At 44.9% G+C, this 16,769-nt stretch carries 15 protein-coding genes; 10 read left to right on the top strand and 5 right to left on the bottom strand.

Annotated elements, in window-relative coordinates; translation table 11 throughout:
- Nucleotides 1-2: 2 nt before the first annotated feature.
- On the bottom strand, nucleotides 3-755 hold the full coding sequence (locus tag ACXABW_RS04025; RefSeq protein ID WP_457524131.1) for a DUF1853 family protein: 753 nt from the start codon (nucleotides 753-755) through the stop codon (nucleotides 3-5).
- A 119-nt stretch (nucleotides 756-874) separates the two neighbouring features.
- Between ACXABW_RS04025 and ACXABW_RS04030 the strand changes: the two genes are divergently transcribed.
- The gene (locus tag ACXABW_RS04030) at nucleotides 875-1,633 is read left to right on the top strand and encodes a Nif3-like dinuclear metal center hexameric protein (RefSeq protein ID WP_457524132.1); all 759 of its coding nucleotides are present in this window, start codon (nucleotides 875-877) and stop codon (nucleotides 1,631-1,633) included.
- An 85-nt stretch (nucleotides 1,634-1,718) separates the two neighbouring features.
- Here the strand turns inward: ACXABW_RS04030 and ACXABW_RS04035 are convergent, their stop codons facing one another.
- Nucleotides 1,719-3,008, bottom strand: coding sequence for a citrate synthase (locus ACXABW_RS04035; protein WP_252029873.1), 1,290 nt, complete (start codon nucleotides 3,006-3,008; stop codon nucleotides 1,719-1,721).
- 394 nt (nucleotides 3,009-3,402) lie between these two features.
- Here ACXABW_RS04035 and sdhC point away from each other — a divergent pair, with 394 nt between their 5' ends.
- From sdhC to sucD, 8 genes are all read left to right on the top strand, one after another.
- The gene (sdhC, locus tag ACXABW_RS04040; RefSeq protein ID WP_252029875.1) at nucleotides 3,403-3,795 is read left to right on the top strand and encodes a succinate dehydrogenase cytochrome b556 subunit; all 393 of its coding nucleotides are present in this window, start codon (nucleotides 3,403-3,405) and stop codon (nucleotides 3,793-3,795) included.
- Entirely contained in the window at nucleotides 3,789-4,136 is a 348-nt protein-coding gene (gene sdhD, locus ACXABW_RS04045; RefSeq protein ID WP_457524135.1) for a succinate dehydrogenase, hydrophobic membrane anchor protein, read from the top strand. The genes sdhC and sdhD overlap by 7 nt, the downstream gene beginning before the upstream one ends.
- Nucleotides 4,137-5,903, top strand: coding sequence for a succinate dehydrogenase flavoprotein subunit (gene sdhA / locus ACXABW_RS04050; RefSeq protein WP_252029879.1), 1,767 nt, complete (start codon nucleotides 4,137-4,139; stop codon nucleotides 5,901-5,903).
- Between the two features lie 15 nt (nucleotides 5,904-5,918).
- Nucleotides 5,919-6,632: a succinate dehydrogenase iron-sulfur subunit gene (locus tag ACXABW_RS04055; RefSeq protein ID WP_252029880.1), complete on the top strand. Its 714-nt coding sequence runs from the start codon at nucleotides 5,919-5,921 to the stop codon at nucleotides 6,630-6,632.
- A gap of 100 nt (nucleotides 6,633-6,732) precedes the next feature.
- Entirely contained in the window at nucleotides 6,733-9,558 is a 2,826-nt protein-coding gene (gene sucA, locus ACXABW_RS04060) for a 2-oxoglutarate dehydrogenase E1 component (RefSeq protein ID WP_457524137.1), read from the top strand.
- Nucleotides 9,559-9,586: 28 nt separating this feature from the next.
- On the top strand, nucleotides 9,587-10,792 hold the full coding sequence (gene odhB / locus ACXABW_RS04065) for a 2-oxoglutarate dehydrogenase complex dihydrolipoyllysine-residue succinyltransferase (protein ID WP_457524139.1): 1,206 nt from the start codon (nucleotides 9,587-9,589) through the stop codon (nucleotides 10,790-10,792).
- Between the two features lie 206 nt (nucleotides 10,793-10,998).
- The gene (sucC, locus tag ACXABW_RS04070) at nucleotides 10,999-12,165 is read left to right on the top strand and encodes an ADP-forming succinate--CoA ligase subunit beta (protein ID WP_252029886.1); all 1,167 of its coding nucleotides are present in this window, start codon (nucleotides 10,999-11,001) and stop codon (nucleotides 12,163-12,165) included.
- On the top strand, nucleotides 12,165-13,037 hold the full coding sequence (gene sucD / locus ACXABW_RS04075; RefSeq protein WP_005476019.1) for a succinate--CoA ligase subunit alpha: 873 nt from the start codon (nucleotides 12,165-12,167) through the stop codon (nucleotides 13,035-13,037). The genes sucC and sucD overlap by 1 nt, the downstream gene beginning before the upstream one ends.
- Nucleotides 13,038-13,187: 150 nt before the next feature.
- Here the strand turns inward: sucD and ACXABW_RS04080 are convergent, their stop codons facing one another.
- Nucleotides 13,188-14,513, bottom strand: coding sequence for a Na+/H+ antiporter family protein (locus ACXABW_RS04080; RefSeq protein ID WP_252029888.1), 1,326 nt, complete (start codon nucleotides 14,511-14,513; stop codon nucleotides 13,188-13,190).
- An 18-nt stretch (nucleotides 14,514-14,531) separates the two neighbouring features.
- Nucleotides 14,532-15,191 carry a ribonuclease T gene (gene rnt / locus ACXABW_RS04085; RefSeq protein ID WP_252029891.1) on the bottom strand — a complete coding sequence of 220 codons (660 nt, stop codon included), beginning with the start codon at nucleotides 15,189-15,191 and terminating at the stop codon, nucleotides 14,532-14,534.
- A 179-nt stretch (nucleotides 15,192-15,370) separates the two neighbouring features.
- Between rnt and motY the strand changes: the two genes are divergently transcribed.
- A complete protein-coding gene (gene motY, locus ACXABW_RS04090; protein ID WP_265686477.1) occupies nucleotides 15,371-16,252 on the top strand; it encodes a flagellar protein MotY in 882 nt (293 codons plus the stop codon).
- Here the strand turns inward: motY and ACXABW_RS04095 are convergent.
- Nucleotides 16,249-16,683, bottom strand: coding sequence for a DUF2753 domain-containing protein (locus ACXABW_RS04095; RefSeq protein ID WP_252029895.1), 435 nt, complete (start codon nucleotides 16,681-16,683; stop codon nucleotides 16,249-16,251). The two genes, motY and ACXABW_RS04095, sit on opposite strands and share 4 nt — an antisense overlap.
- Nucleotides 16,684-16,769 lie beyond the last annotated feature (86 nt).

Genomic DNA, 16,769 nt, shown 5'->3' on the forward strand with positions numbered 1-16,769 from the left:
ACCTAATTGTTCGGCCAGCTATCAGGCACGATAAACCAAAATTGGCCATCTTCGGCTTGAGCATGGACAAATCGCCCATTTGGTTTTCCGATGGGGTTGCTATATTTAGCCAAACCAGTTGCCCATAAAGGTTTACTCAATTCATATAATGGTGTGTTCACCTGCTCCCACTGACTTTGATAACACCAAAAACCAGAGATCTGCTGCTTGTTAATCCGAAAGCCAAGGCAGTCAGTTGGCACAGGCTCTGGAGAGAAAGGATTGATATACAACCTTCCCTGCATAAGTAGGTGCTCTGATAGGTTATCAAACTGAGGGTACTGAGACAGGAAGTGTGTATTGGTACTCATTTTTAGCTGATGGTTCAGCATTCTATTCAGTTTTTTATCGAGTTGGTCGTGAGCATTCGGTCCATACCAAATTCCTTGGTGCAACAAGTAAAACTTAATCGCGACTTCCCAATGTTCGTTTTGCCCGGTGAATTGATTGTTCAAAATAAGATCAATTGCACCTAGGGTTTGTCCGTTATCACGATTGATTTGAATCTCTTCCAGTTCCAAAGTGTACTGGTTACTTGATGTTAGCAATTGTGTACAGAGGTGTTGATATAGAAACCCTAACCTAGGATTGCCATCGTAGCTGAGATCTTGAGGAGGCAAGGTGTTCAGGTACTGCAAAGACTCAAACGGTGGTGTGATTTCAAATAATGGTTCGGTATTCGCTATCCAATGGTAGAAGCGCTGTTGAGAGTTCATCCATAGACCTCAATGAAAGCAATTGTTTGTATTGTACCTGCGCGCTATCATCACTGCCATGTTAGGGAGCACTTAGTTTCGACCTAAACTAAGTTGGAACAATGTAACTGGAAATTAGAATGAACAATTTGCAGCTAGAACAAATTCTAAATGAAAAGCTTTCTCCGCAGTTAATTAAAGATTATGCGCCCAATGGGTTGCAGGTAGAAGGCACGCAGACAATCAAGAAAATCGTTACCGGTGTAACAGCTTCACAAGCTTTGATCGACAGAGCTATCGAGCTCAATGCTGATGCATTATTGGTACATCATGGTTATTTTTGGAAAGGAGAGCCTGAGCCTATTAGAGGTATGAAAGGCAATCGCATCCGCTCATTAATCAAAAATGACATTAACTTGTTTGGTTACCACCTTCCTCTTGATATTCACGCCGAGCTTGGTAATAACGCTGAGTTAGCGCGCCTGTTAGATATTCAAGTCGAGGGAGGAATGGAAGGTCACCCCCAGTCAGTTGCTATGTACGGTCGGCTCAAAACTCCTCTATCGGGTGCCGAGTTTGCGAGCAAGATCAATACAGCCCTGAATAGGCAACCGCTTCATATCGCTCCAGAGTCAGAAGATAAACTGATCGAGACAGTTGGCTGGTGTACCGGTGGTGGACAAGATTATATAGAGCTTGCGGTTAAGCTTGGCTTAGATGCGTTTATTTCGGGAGAGATCTCAGAGCGAACCACATATACAGCTAGAGAAATGGGTGTGCATTATTTTGCTGCAGGTCATCATGCAACAGAAAGGTATGGGGTCAAAGCCTTAGGTGAGTGGTTAGCCAAAGAGCATGGACTCGATGTTGAGTTTGTCGATATTGATAATCCTGTCTAGCAGGATAGGGCTTTTCAAAAAAATGAAGTAAAAAAGGGGTTGATGTCTTACATCAACCCCTTTTTAGATTTCGATTGTTCAACCGTTATTCACGTTCGTGAAGTGGCTGAAAATCACGGATTTCTTCACCAGTGTAAAGCTGACGAGGACGACCGATACGGTTTGCTGGGTCACTGTGCATTTCGTTCCAGTGTGCAATCCAACCGATAGTACGAGACATCGCGAAGATTACAGTAAACATTGATACTGGGATACCAATTGCTTTCAAGATGATGCCTGAGTAGAAGTCAACGTTAGGGTATAGCTTCTTCTCAACGAAGTATTCGTCAGAAAGGGCAATTCGCTCAAGTTCCATCGCTACATCTAGTAGTGGATCTTTGATGTTTAGTTCTTTCAATACTTCATGACAAGCTTCGCGCATTACTGTCGCGCGAGGATCGTAGTTCTTGTAAACGCGGTGACCGAAGCCCATTAAGCGGAATGGGTCATCTTTGTCTTTCGCTTTAGCTACATACTCTTCGATATTATCTACGCTACCGATTTCCTCAAGCATACGTAGACATGCTTCGTTAGCACCACCGTGCGCTGGTCCCCAAAGAGAGGCGATACCCGCTGCGATACATGCAAATGGGTTAGCACCAGAAGAACCGGCTAGACGTACTGTAGACGTTGACGCGTTTTGCTCGTGGTCTGCGTGAAGCGTGAAGATTTTATCCATCGCACGCGCTACAACTGGGTTTACTTCATATTCTTCACATGGGTTTGCAAACATCATGTGTAAGAAGTTTTCCGCGTAGTTAAGGTCGTTGCGTGGGTAAATAAATGGTTGGCCGATAGAGTACTTGTAACACATTGCTGCAAGCGTCGGCATTTTAGAAAGTAGACGATATGCTGCGATTTCACGGTGCGTATCGTTATTGATATCTAATGAATCATGGTAGAAGGCTGCAAGAGCACCAACTACGCCACACATAACCGCCATTGGGTGAGCGTCACGTCGGAAGCCGTGGAAAAAGCTTGCGATTTGCTCGTGTACCATAGTATGGCGAGTTACTGTTGTTTTGAACTGTTCGTATTGCTCACGATTTGGGGCTTCACCGTAAAGAAGTATATAACATACTTCTAAATAGTCAGCATTATTTGCTAACTGATCGATCGGGTAACCACGGTGTAGCAGCACACCTTTACCGCCATCGATATAAGTGATTTGAGATTCACAAGATGCAGTGGCAAGAAAACCAGGGTCAAATGTAAAGTATCCGTTTGCTCCTAGTTTACGAACGTCGATTACTTGAGGGCCAACAGTCCCGTCCATAATCGGCAGCTCGATTGGCGCTTTGCCTTCAATATGAAGGGTAGCTTTCTTATCCGCCATGACAATCTCCTTTGTTTATTATTTAATCCGTCCAGGATGTTTATGTGCCATTTTTGTACGTGTGTTCGTTAATAAAGTCAATTCTTCTCCTCTGATGTGTGCACTTGTTATGATTTTTTAAACATGTAACGTTAAAAATCTGTTCTGTGTAGCAAAAATTGTTACATCAATTGTATTAGAATGTTGCCAGCCGTATAGTGGCGCTGTAATTTTTGGTGGAAACCTTATAAATTCAAGGCTAGAAACAAATGTGAGGTGACGTTTTTAATCTTGTTGTTAACAATTGTTTTACATTTATCTTTTTAAAAATAGCGGATTACTGTTAAATAAATGTTAACTTTTGTAGGTTTGTCGTCAAAATTCGTTCATAACTATAAATGCTCAATGGAGCTGAGTGAGCAAGCCCGTGAAAGAAAGAAAGTCAAGACCTGTTAATTTAGATTTGCAGACTGTTAGCTTTCCGATCACCGCCATCGCATCAATCCTACACCGTGTGTCAGGAGTGATTACGTTTGTCGCGATCGGAATTTTGCTTTGGTTACTATCCATCTCATTAGAATCCCCAGTAGGCTTTATGGAAGCGAGCGACATCGTCGATGGCTTCTTCGTTAAGTTTATTCTGTGGGGGATTTGTACTGCGTTGGCCTACCATATTGTTGGCGGTATTCGTCACCTACTTATGGATTTAGGTCATTTTGAAGAATTAGAATCTGGCGCGTTGAGCGCTAAAGTTGCTTTTGCAGCAACAGCAGTATTATCGCTTCTTGCAGGAGTTTTGGTATGGTAGGCAATGTTTCCTCATTTGGTCGTAATGGTGTTCACGATTTCCTACTGATTCGTGCAACTGCCATCATTATGACTCTATACACTATTTACCTAGTGAGCTTTTTTGCGTTCTCTGGTGATATCTCTTACGTATCTTGGACCCAATTCTTTGGTGGTACCTTCACTAAAGTCTTCACTATGCTGGCCCTAACCTCCGTACTTATCCACGCTTGGATTGGTCTATGGCAGGTACTGACTGACTACATCAAATGTACAAAACTACGTGGCGGTCTTCAGCTAGGTGTTATTGCTGTTCTTATCGGATATTTCTTCTCTGGTCTGTTTATTCTGTGGGGTGCGTAAGTGACTATTCCTGTTCGTGAATTTGATGCCGTTGTTATCGGCGCAGGTGGTGCAGGTATGCGTGCTGCACTACAAATTTCAGAGCAAGGCCTTTCTTGTGCTTTGCTGTCAAAAGTATTTCCAACTCGTTCCCATACTGTATCTGCTCAAGGTGGTATTACCGTTGCTCTTGGTAATGCGCACGAGGATCACTGGGAACAGCATATGTACGATACAGTAAAAGGTTCTGACTACATCGGTGACCAAGATGCTATCGAGTACATGTGTAAAAATGGTCCTGAATCAGTCATCGAATTAGAGAAAATGGGACTACCATTCTCTCGCTTTGATAACGGTACGATCTATCAGCGTCCATTTGGTGGCCAGTCAAAGAACTTTGGTGGTGAGCAAGCTGCGCGTACTGCAGCAGCAGCTGACCGTACTGGTCACGCACTACTACATACTCTTTACCAGCAAAACATTAAGCACAAAACGACGGTATTCTCTGAGTGGTACGCGCTTGATTTAGTGAAAAACGAAGATGGTGCAGTGCTTGGCTGTACAGCTCTTTGTATGGAGACTGGTGAAGTATGCTACTTCAAATCTAAAGCAACCATTCTTGCTACTGGTGGTGCTGGCCGTATTTACGCGTCTACTACCAATGCACACATCAACACGGGCGATGGTGTTGGTATGGCGTTACGTGCTGGTGTACCAATGCAAGATATGGAAATGTGGCAGTTCCACCCAACTGGTATTGCTGGTGCTGGTGTACTCGTTACTGAAGGCTGTCGTGGTGAAGGTGGTTACCTTCTAAATAAAGACGGCGAACGCTTCATGGAGCGTTATGCTCCTAACGCTAAAGACCTTGCTGGTCGTGATGTTGTTGCTCGCTCAATGATGATCGAAATCCGCGAAGGTCGTGGCTGTGACGGCCCATGGGGTCCGCACATCAAACTGAAACTTGATCACCTAGGTAAAGAGACGCTTGAGTCTCGTCTTCCTGGTGTTTGTGAACTTTCGCGCACGTTTGCTCACGTCGATCCTGTTAAAGAGCCAATCCCTGTAATTCCAACATGTCACTACATGATGGGTGGCGTACCAACACAAGTTTCTGGTCAGGCAATTAAGCAAGACGAGAACGGAGCAGATGTTGAAGTACAAGGTTTGTTTGCTTGTGGTGAAATTGCTTCAGTATCGGTTCACGGTGCAAACCGTCTTGGCGGTAACTCACTACTAGACTTGGTGGTATTCGGTCGTGCAACTGGTCTACATCTGGGTGAAACTCTGAAGAAACAAGCGGAAGCGAAGCCTGCAACCGAAGCTGACATCGAGCGTTCACTTGAGCGTTACAATCGTTGGGAAAACAGCACAGGTGGTGAAGACCCTGCACAAATCCGTAAAGACCTTCAGCAATGTATGCAAAACAACTTCTCGGTATTCCGTGAAGGTGATGCTATGGCCAAAGGTTTAGAAGAGCTAAAAGCGATTCGTGAGCGTTTGAAAAACGCGCATTTATCTGACAAGTCTACAGAGTTCAACACACAACGTATTGAGTGTTTAGAGCTAGAAAACTTGATGGAAACAGCTTATGCAACCGCTGTTGCAGCAAACTACCGCACAGAAAGTCGTGGTGCTCATGCTCGTTTTGACTTCCCAGACCGTGATGATTCTCAGTGGCTATGTCACTCGATTTACAACCCTGAAACAGAAGGGATGGCAAAACGTGACGTAAATATGGAACCTGTGCATCGTGAAGCGTTCCCACCTAAAGCACGTACGTACTAAGGAGAGGGCTAGATTATGAAACTGAATTTCTCTTTGTACCGTTACAATCCAGACGTCGACCAAAAGCCATACATGAAAGACTATGTGCTCGAAGTGGAAGAAGGCTCGGATATGATGCTTTTGGATGCTTTGATTTTGTTGAAAGAGCAAGATCCAACGATATCTTTCCGTCGTTCTTGTCGTGAAGGTGTTTGTGGTTCAGATGGCCTAAACATGAACGGTAAAAACGGCCTAGCATGTATTACACCGTTGTCAGCATTGTCTGGTAAAGACAAGATCGTGATCCGTCCACTACCTGGGTTGCCAGTAGTGCGTGATTTAATTGTTGATATGACGCAGTTCTACGATAACTACGCTAAAGTTAAACCGTTCTTAGTGTCGGACGGCAACGTACCACCTGCACGCGAAAACTTGCAGACACCTGATGAGCGAGCTCATTTGGATGGTTTGTATGAATGTATTATGTGTGCATGTTGTACGACTTCTTGTCCTTCATTCTGGTGGAACCCAGACAAATTCATCGGACCAGCAGGCCTATTGGCAGCGTACCGTTGGCTAATTGATAGCCGCGATACAGCAACAGATGAACGTTTATCTAATCTTGATGATGCATTTAGCGTTTTTCGTTGCCATGGCATAATGAATTGTGTAAGTGTTTGTCCTAAGGGATTAAATCCGACGAAAGCTATTGGCCACATCAAGTCGATGTTGGTAAATCGTTCGGTTTAATAAATAACAAAAATTGCCGGTCGCTCCGTATGGAACGACCGGCTCTTAATAGCTCGGCATAGACCGAAGCAAACGTGAAAACTACTGGTTAAGGGAAAATATGCACAACGGCGTGATGAAGGCATGGCTCGAGTCTTCACACTTGGCTGGCGCCAATGCAACTTATGTAGAAGAACTCTACGAACTGTATCTAAGTGACCCCGATCAGGTAAGTGAGGAGTGGAGACGTGTATTTGATGGTTTGCCTGTGCAAGCCTCTGAAGTGGTAGAACAACCACATTCACGTGTCCGTGATTACTTCCGACGACTCGCTCAAGAAACAAAGCATTACAATGTCCAAGTTAGTGATCCTGATGTCGATGCTAAACAAGTAAAAGTTCTACAGCTTATCAATGCTTACCGTTTCCGTGGGCACCAAGCTGCAAACCTAGACCCTCTAGGTCTATGGAAAAGAGATGCAGTACAAGATCTCGATCCTTCCTTTCATACTCTCACCGAAGACGACTTCCAAGAAACCTTCAACGTAGGCTCTTTCGCTATTGGTCAAGAAACCATGGTGCTAAAAGATCTATACGATGCACTGAAGAAGACTTACTGTGGCTCTATCGGTGCTGAATATATGCACATGACAAACACAGAGCAAAAACGTTGGATTCAACAGCGTTTAGAGTCTGTAGTCGGTCAACCATCATTTAACGACGAAGAAAAGCGTTCATTCCTTGAAGAGCTAACAGCTGCAGAAGGTTTGGAACGATACCTAGGTGCAAAATTCCCAGGTGCTAAGCGTTTCTCGTTGGAAGGTGGTGATGCATTGATCCCAATGACGAAAGAAATTATTCGTCATGCTGGTGGTCAGGGTATGCGTGAAGTCGTGATTGGTATGGCTCACCGCGGACGTTTGAACATGCTTGTCAACGTTCTAGGTAAAAAGCCACAAGATCTATTCGATGAATTTGCGGGTAAGCATGACGATACATGGGGAACGGGTGATGTTAAATACCACCAAGGTTTCTCTGCTGATTTTGCTACTCCTGGCGGCGATGTGCACTTGGCATTGGCGTTTAACCCATCACACCTTGAGATCGTTAACCCTGTAGTTATTGGATCTGTACGTGCTCGTCAAGACAGACTAGACGATAAGAACGGCGATGCTGTTCTACCAATTACTATTCATGGTGATTCGGCAATAGCTGGACAGGGCGTTGTTCAAGAGACATTTAATATGTCTCAAGCTCGTGGCTTCTGTGTAGGTGGTACTGTTCGTATCGTAGTAAATAACCAAGTTGGTTTCACTACTTCGAACCCTCGTGATACGCGTTCAACAATGTACTGTACCGATATCGCGAAAATGGTTCAGGCGCCTATTTTCCACGTCAATGCTGACGATCCGGAAGCAGTAGCATTTGTTGCACGACTTGCTCTAGATTATCGTAATACGTTTAAACGTGATGTTGTAATTGACCTTGTCTGTTACCGCCGTCATGGCCATAACGAAGCGGATGAGCCAAATGCAACTCAGCCGTTGATGTATCAAAAAATTAAGAAGCATCCGACTCCGCGCAAACTGTACGCAGACGTGTTGATCGACCGTGGTGAATTCGATATTGAAACGGCTACTCAGTTAGTTAACGAATATCGTGATGCTTTAGACCATGGTGAAGTTGTTGTAAAAGAATGGCGTCCAATGGCACTACACTCAGTTGATTGGTCCCCTTATCTAGGGCATGACTGGAATATCGACTGGGATAGTAAAGTAGACGCGGAACGCTTGAAAGAGCTTGGCAACAAAGTATGTCAGTTCCCAGAAAGTCACAAGCTGCAAAGCCGAGTGAACAAGCTTTACAACGATCGTTTGTCTATGATGAACGGCGAGAAGCAGATCGACTGGGGTATGGCAGAAACACTTGCGTATGCAACGCTGATGGATGATGGAAAACGCATTCGTATCTCAGGTCAGGATTCTGGTCGTGGTACTTTCTTCCACCGTCACTCGGTGCTTCACAATCAGTCGGATGCAAGTACCTTTATCCCTCTTGCTAATATTCACGACAAGCAGGGGCCATTCCAAGTGTTTGACTCGGTGCTGTCCGAAGAGGCAGTACTCGCATTCGAATATGGCTACGCAACAGCAGAGCCAAGTGGCTTAACCCTTTGGGAAGCTCAGTTCGGTGACTTCGCGAATGGTGCACAAGTTGTGATTGACCAATTCATTTCATCTGGTGAGCAGAAGTGGGCACGTCTATGTGGCCTAACTATGCTTCTGCCTCATGGTTATGAAGGTCAAGGTCCAGAGCACTCATCAGCTCGTCTGGAGCGATACCTACAATTATGTGCAGAGCAAAATATGCAGGTTGTTGTGCCTTCAACGCCAGCTCAGGTTTATCACATGATTCGTCGTCAAGTTGTTCGCCCAATGCGCCGACCTTTGATTGTTATGTCTCCTAAGTCGTTGTTGCGTCACCCGCTATGTACCTCTTCGATTGAAGAGTTAGCTGATGGTACGTTCCAAGCTGCAATCGGTGAGATTGACAACATTGAAGCAAGCAAAGTGAAACGCGTTGTGTTCTGTTCGGGTAAGGTTTATTTCGATCTGCTTGAACAACGCCGAAACAATGAACAAGACGATGTAGCTATCGTTCGTATTGAGCAGCTTTACCCATTCCCACTTGAGGAAGTACAAGCAACAATCGCTCAGTACAAGAATGTTACAGACTTTGTTTGGTGCCAAGAAGAACCACAAAACCAAGGTGCTTGGTACAGCAGTCAACATAACTTCCGCGCAGCTATTCCAGCGGGAGCAGACCTTAAATATGCAGGCCGCCCGGCTTCTGCTTCGCCAGCAGTAGGCTACATGTCGGTACACTTGAAACAACAAAAAGCGTTAATTGAAGACGCTCTTAACTTAGATCCAAAAGTCTCAGCTTAAGAACTAGAAGCGAAAGGATGAAATAGATATGACAATTGAAATTCTGGTTCCAGATTTACCTGAATCAGTTGCTGATGCAACCGTAGCAACTTGGCACAAGAAACCGGGTGAAGCGGTTGCTCGTGACGAAGTTATTGTTGATATTGAAACTGATAAAGTTGTTCTAGAGGTACCTGCTCCAGAAGCTGGTGTACTAGAAGCGATTATTGAAGAAGAGGGTGCAACAGTACTGTCTAAGCAGCTGATTGCTAAGCTTAAGCCTGGTGCTGTTGCGGGTGAACCTACATCTGACACAACAGAAGAGACAGAAGCTTCTCCAGACAAACGCCATAAGGCTGCTTTGACGGAAGAAAGCAATGATGCGCTAAGTCCAGCTGTTCGTCGACTACTTGCAGAGCATGGCCTAGAAGCTAGCCAAGTTAAAGGCACCGGTGTTGGTGGTCGAATCACACGCGAAGACATTGAAGCTCACCTAGCTAACGCTAAAGAAGCGCCCAAAACTGATGCTCCAGCTGTTGATGCTCCAGCAGCAGCACGTAGCCAGAAGCGCGTACCAATGACTCGCCTACGTAAGACGGTAGCAAACCGTCTTCTAGAAGCGAAGAATAGCACAGCAATGCTGACGACTTTCAACGAAGTAAACATGAAGCCAATCATGGACCTTCGTAAGCAGTACAAAGACCAATTCGAGAAGCGTCACGACACGCGTCTTGGTTTCATGTCTTTTTACGTGAAAGCGGTAACTGAAGCGCTTAAGCGTTACCCAGAAGTAAACGCCTCTATCGACGGTGATGATATCGTTTACCACAACTACTTCGACATCAGCATGGCGGTATCTACGCCACGAGGTCTAGTGACTCCAGTACTAAAAGACTGTGACACACTAGGTTTTGCTGACATCGAAAAAGGCATCAAAGAGCTAGCGATCAAAGGCCGTGACGGCAAGCTAACTGTTGATGAGCTAATGGGTGGTAACTTCACTATCACAAACGGTGGTGTATTTGGCTCTCTAATGTCTACGCCAATCATCAACCCGCCTCAAGCGGCAATTCTTGGTATGCACAAGATCCAAGAGCGCCCAATGGCAGTGGATGGCAAGGTTGAAATCTTGCCGATGATGTACTTAGCGTTGTCTTACGACCACCGTTTAATCGATGGCCGCGAGTCAGTAGGCTTCCTAGTAACAATTAAAGAGCTACTAGAAGATCCTGCACGTCTGCTATTAGACGTTTAATATCGCTAAAACGTCTAGTTGCTATAGTCGGCTAGACGTTTGATATTTTTCAAGGCTAGACTGGCTCAACTGTCTGGCCTTCACTTGAGCCATATTTGTATACGATGCACGTATGGTTGAATTGAGAAGACCCTACAGACGTTTCGCAGTGTATGCGGCGTCATGGAAATAATAATCCCTTAAGGGATAACAAACGGAATATCAAAATGAATTTGCATGAATACCAAGCCAAACAGCTGTTTGCAGAATTCGGTTTGCCTGTACCAGAAGGCTACGCGTGTGACACGCCACAAGAAGCGTTCGAAGCTGCAGGTCGTATTAGTACTGACAAAAAAGTAGTGAAATGTCAGGTTCACGCTGGTGGCCGCGGTAAAGCGGGCGGCGTAGAACTACACGATACTAAAGACGGTGTAAAAGAGTTCGCTCAGAAATGGCTAGGTAAAAACCTAGTAACTTACCAAACAGATGCAAATGGTCAGCCTGTTACAAAAATCCTAGTTGAAGAAGCATCGAACATTGCTAACGAGCTTTACTTAGGCGCAGTTGTAGACCGTGCTACTCGTAAAGTTGTCTTCATGGCTTCAACTGAAGGTGGTGTTGAAATCGAGAAAGTTGCAGAAGAAACGCCAGAGTTGATTCACAAAGCAGCTATCGATCCACTAGTAGGCCCTCAAGCGTACCAAGGCCGTGAACTTGCGTTCAAACTGGGTCTCGAAGGCGACCAAATCAAACAATTTGTTAAGATCTTCATGGGTCTTGGCAACATGTTCTCTCAGTACGACCTAGCTCTACTAGAGATCAACCCTCTTGTAATCACTGGCGAAGGCAACCTTCTATGTCTTGATGGTAAGATCAACATCGACTCAAACGCGATGTACCGTCAGCCAAAACTTCGTGAAATGCATGATCCTTCACAAGAAGATGAGCGCGAAGCGCACGCTGCACAGTGGGAACTAAACTACGTAGCACTAGACGGTAATGTTGGCTGTATGGTTAACGGTGCTGGTCTGGCAATGGGTACGATGGATATCGTAAACCTACACGGCGGCAAGCCAGCTAACTTCCTAGATGTAGGTGGCGGCGCAACCAAAGAGCGTGTAGCAGAAGCATTCAAGATCATCCTATCTGATGACAATGTAAAAGCAGTACTAGTAAACATCTTCGGTGGTATCGTTCGTTGTGACATGATCGCTGAAGGTATTATCGGTGCAGTTAAAGAGGTAGGCGTGAGCGTACCTGTAGTTGTTCGTCTAGAAGGTACTAACGCGGACCTAGGTCGCGAAGTTCTTGCTAATTCTGATGTTGATATCATTGCAGCTGAGTCGCTAACTGACGCTGCTCAGAAAGTTGTTGCTGCTGCGGAGGGCAAATAATGTCTGTACTAATTAATAAAGACACTAAAGTAATCTGTCAGGGTTTCACTGGTGGTCAAGGTACTTTCCACTCTGAGCAAGCTATTGCATACGGTACACAGATGGTTGGTGGTGTTTCTCCAGGTAAAGGTGGTCAAACTCACCTAGGTCTACCTGTATTTAACACAGTACGTGAAGCAGTAGAAGCAACTGGCGCAACGGCAACAGTTATCTACGTACCTGCACCTTTCTGTAAAGATGCAATCCTGGAAGCGATTGATGCAGGCATCGAGCTAATCGTAACAATCACTGAAGGTATCCCTACAACAGATATGATCGACGTTAAAGTGAAGCTAGAAGAGACTGGCGTTCGCATGATCGGTCCTAACTGTCCGGGTCTAATCACTCCAGACGAGTGTAAGATTGGTATCATGCCTGGACATATCCACAAGAAAGGTAAAGTGGGTATCGTATCGCGTTCAGGTACACTAACTTACGAAGCAGTTAAGCAGACAACAGACGAAGGTTTCGGTCAGTCTACTTGTGTTGGTATCGGCGGTGACCCAATCCCTGGTTCAAACTTCATTGATATCCTAAAACTGTTCCAAGAAGATCCAGAGACTGAAGCAATCGTAATGATTGGTGAAATCGGTGGTACAGCTGAAGAAGAAGCTGCAGCGTTCATTAAAGAGAACGTCACAAAACCAGTTGTTTCTTACATTGCTGGTGTAACGGCTCCTCCTGGTAAGCGTATGGGGCACGCAGGTGCAATCATCTCTGGTGGTAAAGGTACTGCGGAAGATAAGTTTGCTGCATTAGAAGCTGCAGGCGTTAAGACAGTGAAGTCTCTTGCAGACATCGGTAAAGGTCTACGCGAAATCACTGGTTGGTAATAACCAATGTGATCAAACAAAGGCTTGATGAGAGATCATCAAGCCTTTTTCTTTTTTGGCTGACAACGGTCAATCAGATGTTTTTTGCGCCCAAAATAAAAGGCTGCCATTAGGCAGCCTTTCGTTACTCAAGCTTCTAACTGCGCTTTGCTAAAGAACCATTGCAGCTAACCAACCAAAAGCGATCAACGGAATATTGTAGTGAATAAAGGTTGGAACTACTGTTTCCCAAATGTGTTCGTGTTGTCCATCTGCATTTAGGCCAGATGTTGGACCTAGGGTTGAATCAGAAGCTGGCGAGCCTGCATCACCAAGTGCAGCTGCAGTGCCTACTAACGCGATAGTTGCCATTGGCGAGAAACCGAAAGCGGCTGCTAGCGGAACATAAATGGTCGCGATGATAGGGATGGTTGAGAACGAAGAACCAATCCCCATGGTTACTAGTAGACCAACAACAAGCATAAGAAGTGCTGCTAGAGGTTTGTTGTCTCCAATGCTGGTAGATAGTGCTTCAACCAGTGATTCAACGCCACCCGTTTGTTTCATTACTGCAGCGAAGCCGGCCGCTGAAATCATAATAAAACCAATCATTGCCATCATGTGAACACCTTTGGTGAACACATCATGTGTTTCTTTCCACGCAATGACACCACCAAAAGTGAACACCATAAAGCCAGCAAGTGCACCAATGATCATTGACCCGGTGCTTAGTTGAACTGCGAGTGCTGCTACAATACCAGCTGCTGCGACTAGGATATTTTTCTTGTTGATGGCTGTAGGCTCTGTATCAACATGAGTAAGTTCAGTTTCTTTGTATTCGCGAGGCTTGCGGTAACTAAAGAAGATTGCTGTTAGTAGACCGAACAGCATACCTGCAGCAGGAAGAAGCATCGCTGTAGGGACTTGGCTAGCGACCACGTCTTCTAAGCCGTTATCGTGTAAGTTCTTAAGCAGGATATTGTTTAAGAAAATTCCACCAAAGCCAATTGGAAGTACCATATAAGGAGTAATTAAGCCAAAAGTCAGCACACAAGCGACTAAACGGCGATCCAATTTAAGTTTAGCGAACACGCCCAATAGAGGTGGAATCAAAATTGGGATAAAGGCGATATGGACAGGAATAACGTTCTGAGAAGACATAGTGACGAGTACAAGTGCGATAAGTACCGCGTACTTAAGTCCTGTGCTTGCAGTACCGTTTTCCTTGCCATGAATTCGTTTGATAACTGACTGTGCCAGTAAATCAGTGATCCCGGAGCGTGATATGGCAACGGCGAATGTCCCTAACATAGCGTAGCTTAGCGCGATGGTTGCACCACCACCTAGGCCACTTTCAAAAGCAGAAACGGCGTCATTTAAACTCATTCCTGATACTAGACCACCAACGATAGCGGCGAATGTCAGTGCTACGACGACATTCACCCTCATTAGTGCAAGTACCAGCATGATACAAACAGAAATAACAACAGGGTTCATAATAATCTCGATGTGTGTTTACTTATTATCGTTGTCGCTCTCGTCAACTAATGGCCAGCCGCCTAAGGCTTTCCATTTATTGACGATGCCACAGAATAGCTCAGCGGTTTTTTGAGTATCGTAAAGTGCTGAGTGGGCTTCTTTGTTGTCGAATTCCATCCCGGCTGTTTTACACGCTTTAGCTAAGACGGTTTGTCCATAGGCCAACCCGCTAAGCGCAGCTGTATCAAATGTTGCAAAAGGATGGAAAGGGACTCTTTTGAGCTTGCAGCGTTCACTTGCTTCCATAACGAAGCTCAGATCAAAAGTGGCGTTGTGTGCGACCATAATGGCCCGGCTACAATCGGCATTCTTTTGTTCCTTACGAACAAGCTTATAAATTTCTTTTAGGGCTTCAGATTCTGTCACAGCACCACGAAGAGGGCTAAAGGGATCACGAATACCATTGAACTCAAGCGCAGCTGGCTCAAGGTTTGCACCTTCAAATGGTTCAACGTGAAAATGTAGAGTGGATGCAGGGTGAAGGTCGCCATTATCATCCATCTTTAAGGTGATAGCGCAAATTTCTAATAGAGCATCTGTTTTGGCATTGAATCCAGCGGTTTCGACATCAATTACGACGGGGAAATAACCGCGAAAGCGTTTTTTGAGCGTCAATGCTTCATTTTCTACAGTCATGGTGGTCCAAGGTTTTGTGACAGGGCGTGCATTATTGCAGATTCTCTAAGTGATCAAAAGCAAGCTCTGGGATTTAATCCCCCATCTTATTGGCTAGCTTTTTGCATCAGTACCGAGGGTAAGATAAAGCGGCAATCAATCACCGCTCGATAGCAGTATTAAACGAGATGAAATTGACTATGAATAAGTGGCTAGTGACAACAATATGTTTGACCAGCGCAACCGTATCTATGGCCGTGAGTGCTATGGAAAAGCGCTACGTTGCTACGCCTATGCAGTCAACTTGGCAGATGGTTGCAAACACTCCTCTAGAGTGCCGTTTAGTTCACCCTATTCCTAATTATGGCGATGCGGTGTTCTCTTCTATTGCAAGTAAAAAAATCAACCTCGATTTTGAGTTAAAAATGCGTAGGCCAATGGGTGAAACTCGTAATGTAAGTTTAGTTTCAATGCCGCCGCATTGGCGTCCAGGCGAGAGCGCTGAACGCATAAGTAATATTAAGTTCTTTAAGCAGTTTGATGGTTATATTGGTGGTCAAACCGCTTGGGGTATATTGAGTGAGTTAGAGAAAGGGCGTTATCCAACTTTTAGTTACCAGGACTGGCAGAGCCGTGATCAGCGAATTGAAGTTGCGTTATCATCAGTATTGTTTCAGCAAAAATATAACGCGTTTAGTGACTGTGTTGCTAATCTGCTGCCGTATTCATTCGAAGATATCTCGTTTACGATTCTTCACTACGACCGCAGTAGTGTTCAACTCAACAAAGCTTCACAAAAGCGCTTAGCTCAAATCGCAGAGTATATTCGCCACAATCAAGATATTGACCTCGTACTGGTATCGACCTACACCGATTCAGTTGAGAGCAAAAGTGTTAGTCAAAATTTATCAGAGCAGCGCGCAGAAGTGCTAAGAGATTATTTTGAATCTCTCGGATTGCCAGAAGACAGAATTCAAGTTCAAGGTTATGGCAAACGTCGCCCTGTAGCGGATAATTCGTCACCAATTGGAAAGAACAAAAACCGACGAGTCGTTATTTCACTGGGTAGAACACAAGTCTAGTGCAGTGAAAAACGCGCGATAATATTGCAGTTAGTAAATGAATCGATGTCCTGAACCTGCTTTGCAATTTTAGGGTTAGGGTGTCGCTTCATGAACTCCACCAAGGCTTTTTTGCAGCAGCCTAGAGAATCCACGAATGCATCGCAATCGGTATTTGGGCATTGAGGCACTAAAGTGAGCACTTTTTCGGAAGCCAACTGAAGATATTTGAGCTCATACTTCACCTCGCCAACCTGACGCCAGAAAGACGCCATGTTATGGCAAGAAATGACCGAGACTACTAAACGATCTTCTAACGCCAGATCTTGTTCGTGAGATAGCTCCTCACTAAGAGTGAGGGCCTGTTGGTAGTGAAGAATACTACGCAGATGGTCGTCTTTTTGCATCGCGATATCAGCGAGTAGTGTGTGCTTTTCCCATTCTTCCATCATTTGCTATTCCTCACTTTAGATAAAGTAAGTGGATATTAAATGATAATTATTATCATGTAAAGATTGAAATAAAGGCCACTGTTGCG

It is taken from the genome of Vibrio paucivorans (assembly GCF_054053395.1).

Bases quoted from the DNA above. Each gene is read 5' to 3' on its own strand.
- sucC (WP_252029886.1), top strand. From the start codon at position 10,999: ATGAATTTGCATGAATACCAAGCCAAACAGCTGTTTGCAGAATTCGGT.
- sucD (WP_005476019.1), top strand. From the start codon at position 12,165: ATGTCTGTACTAATTAATAAAGACACTAAAGTAATCTGTCAGGGTTTC.
- ACXABW_RS04030 (WP_457524132.1), top strand. From the start codon at position 875: ATGAACAATTTGCAGCTAGAACAAATTCTAAATGAAAAGCTTTCTCCG.
- odhB (WP_457524139.1), top strand. From the start codon at position 9,587: ATGACAATTGAAATTCTGGTTCCAGATTTACCTGAATCAGTTGCTGAT.
- ACXABW_RS04095 (WP_252029895.1), bottom strand. From the start codon at position 16,683: ATGATGGAAGAATGGGAAAAGCACACACTACTCGCTGATATCGCGATG.
- motY (WP_265686477.1), top strand. From the start codon at position 15,371: ATGAATAAGTGGCTAGTGACAACAATATGTTTGACCAGCGCAACCGTA.
- sucA (WP_457524137.1), top strand. From the start codon at position 6,733: ATGCACAACGGCGTGATGAAGGCATGGCTCGAGTCTTCACACTTGGCT.
- ACXABW_RS04035 (WP_252029873.1), bottom strand. From the start codon at position 3,008: ATGGCGGATAAGAAAGCTACCCTTCATATTGAAGGCAAAGCGCCAATC.
- ACXABW_RS04055 (WP_252029880.1), top strand. From the start codon at position 5,919: ATGAAACTGAATTTCTCTTTGTACCGTTACAATCCAGACGTCGACCAA.
- sdhD (WP_457524135.1), top strand. From the start codon at position 3,789: ATGGTAGGCAATGTTTCCTCATTTGGTCGTAATGGTGTTCACGATTTC.
- ACXABW_RS04080 (WP_252029888.1), bottom strand. From the start codon at position 14,513: ATGAACCCTGTTGTTATTTCTGTTTGTATCATGCTGGTACTTGCACTA.
- rnt (WP_252029891.1), bottom strand. From the start codon at position 15,191: ATGACTGTAGAAAATGAAGCATTGACGCTCAAAAAACGCTTTCGCGGT.
- ACXABW_RS04025 (WP_457524131.1), bottom strand. From the start codon at position 755: ATGAACTCTCAACAGCGCTTCTACCATTGGATAGCGAATACCGAACCA.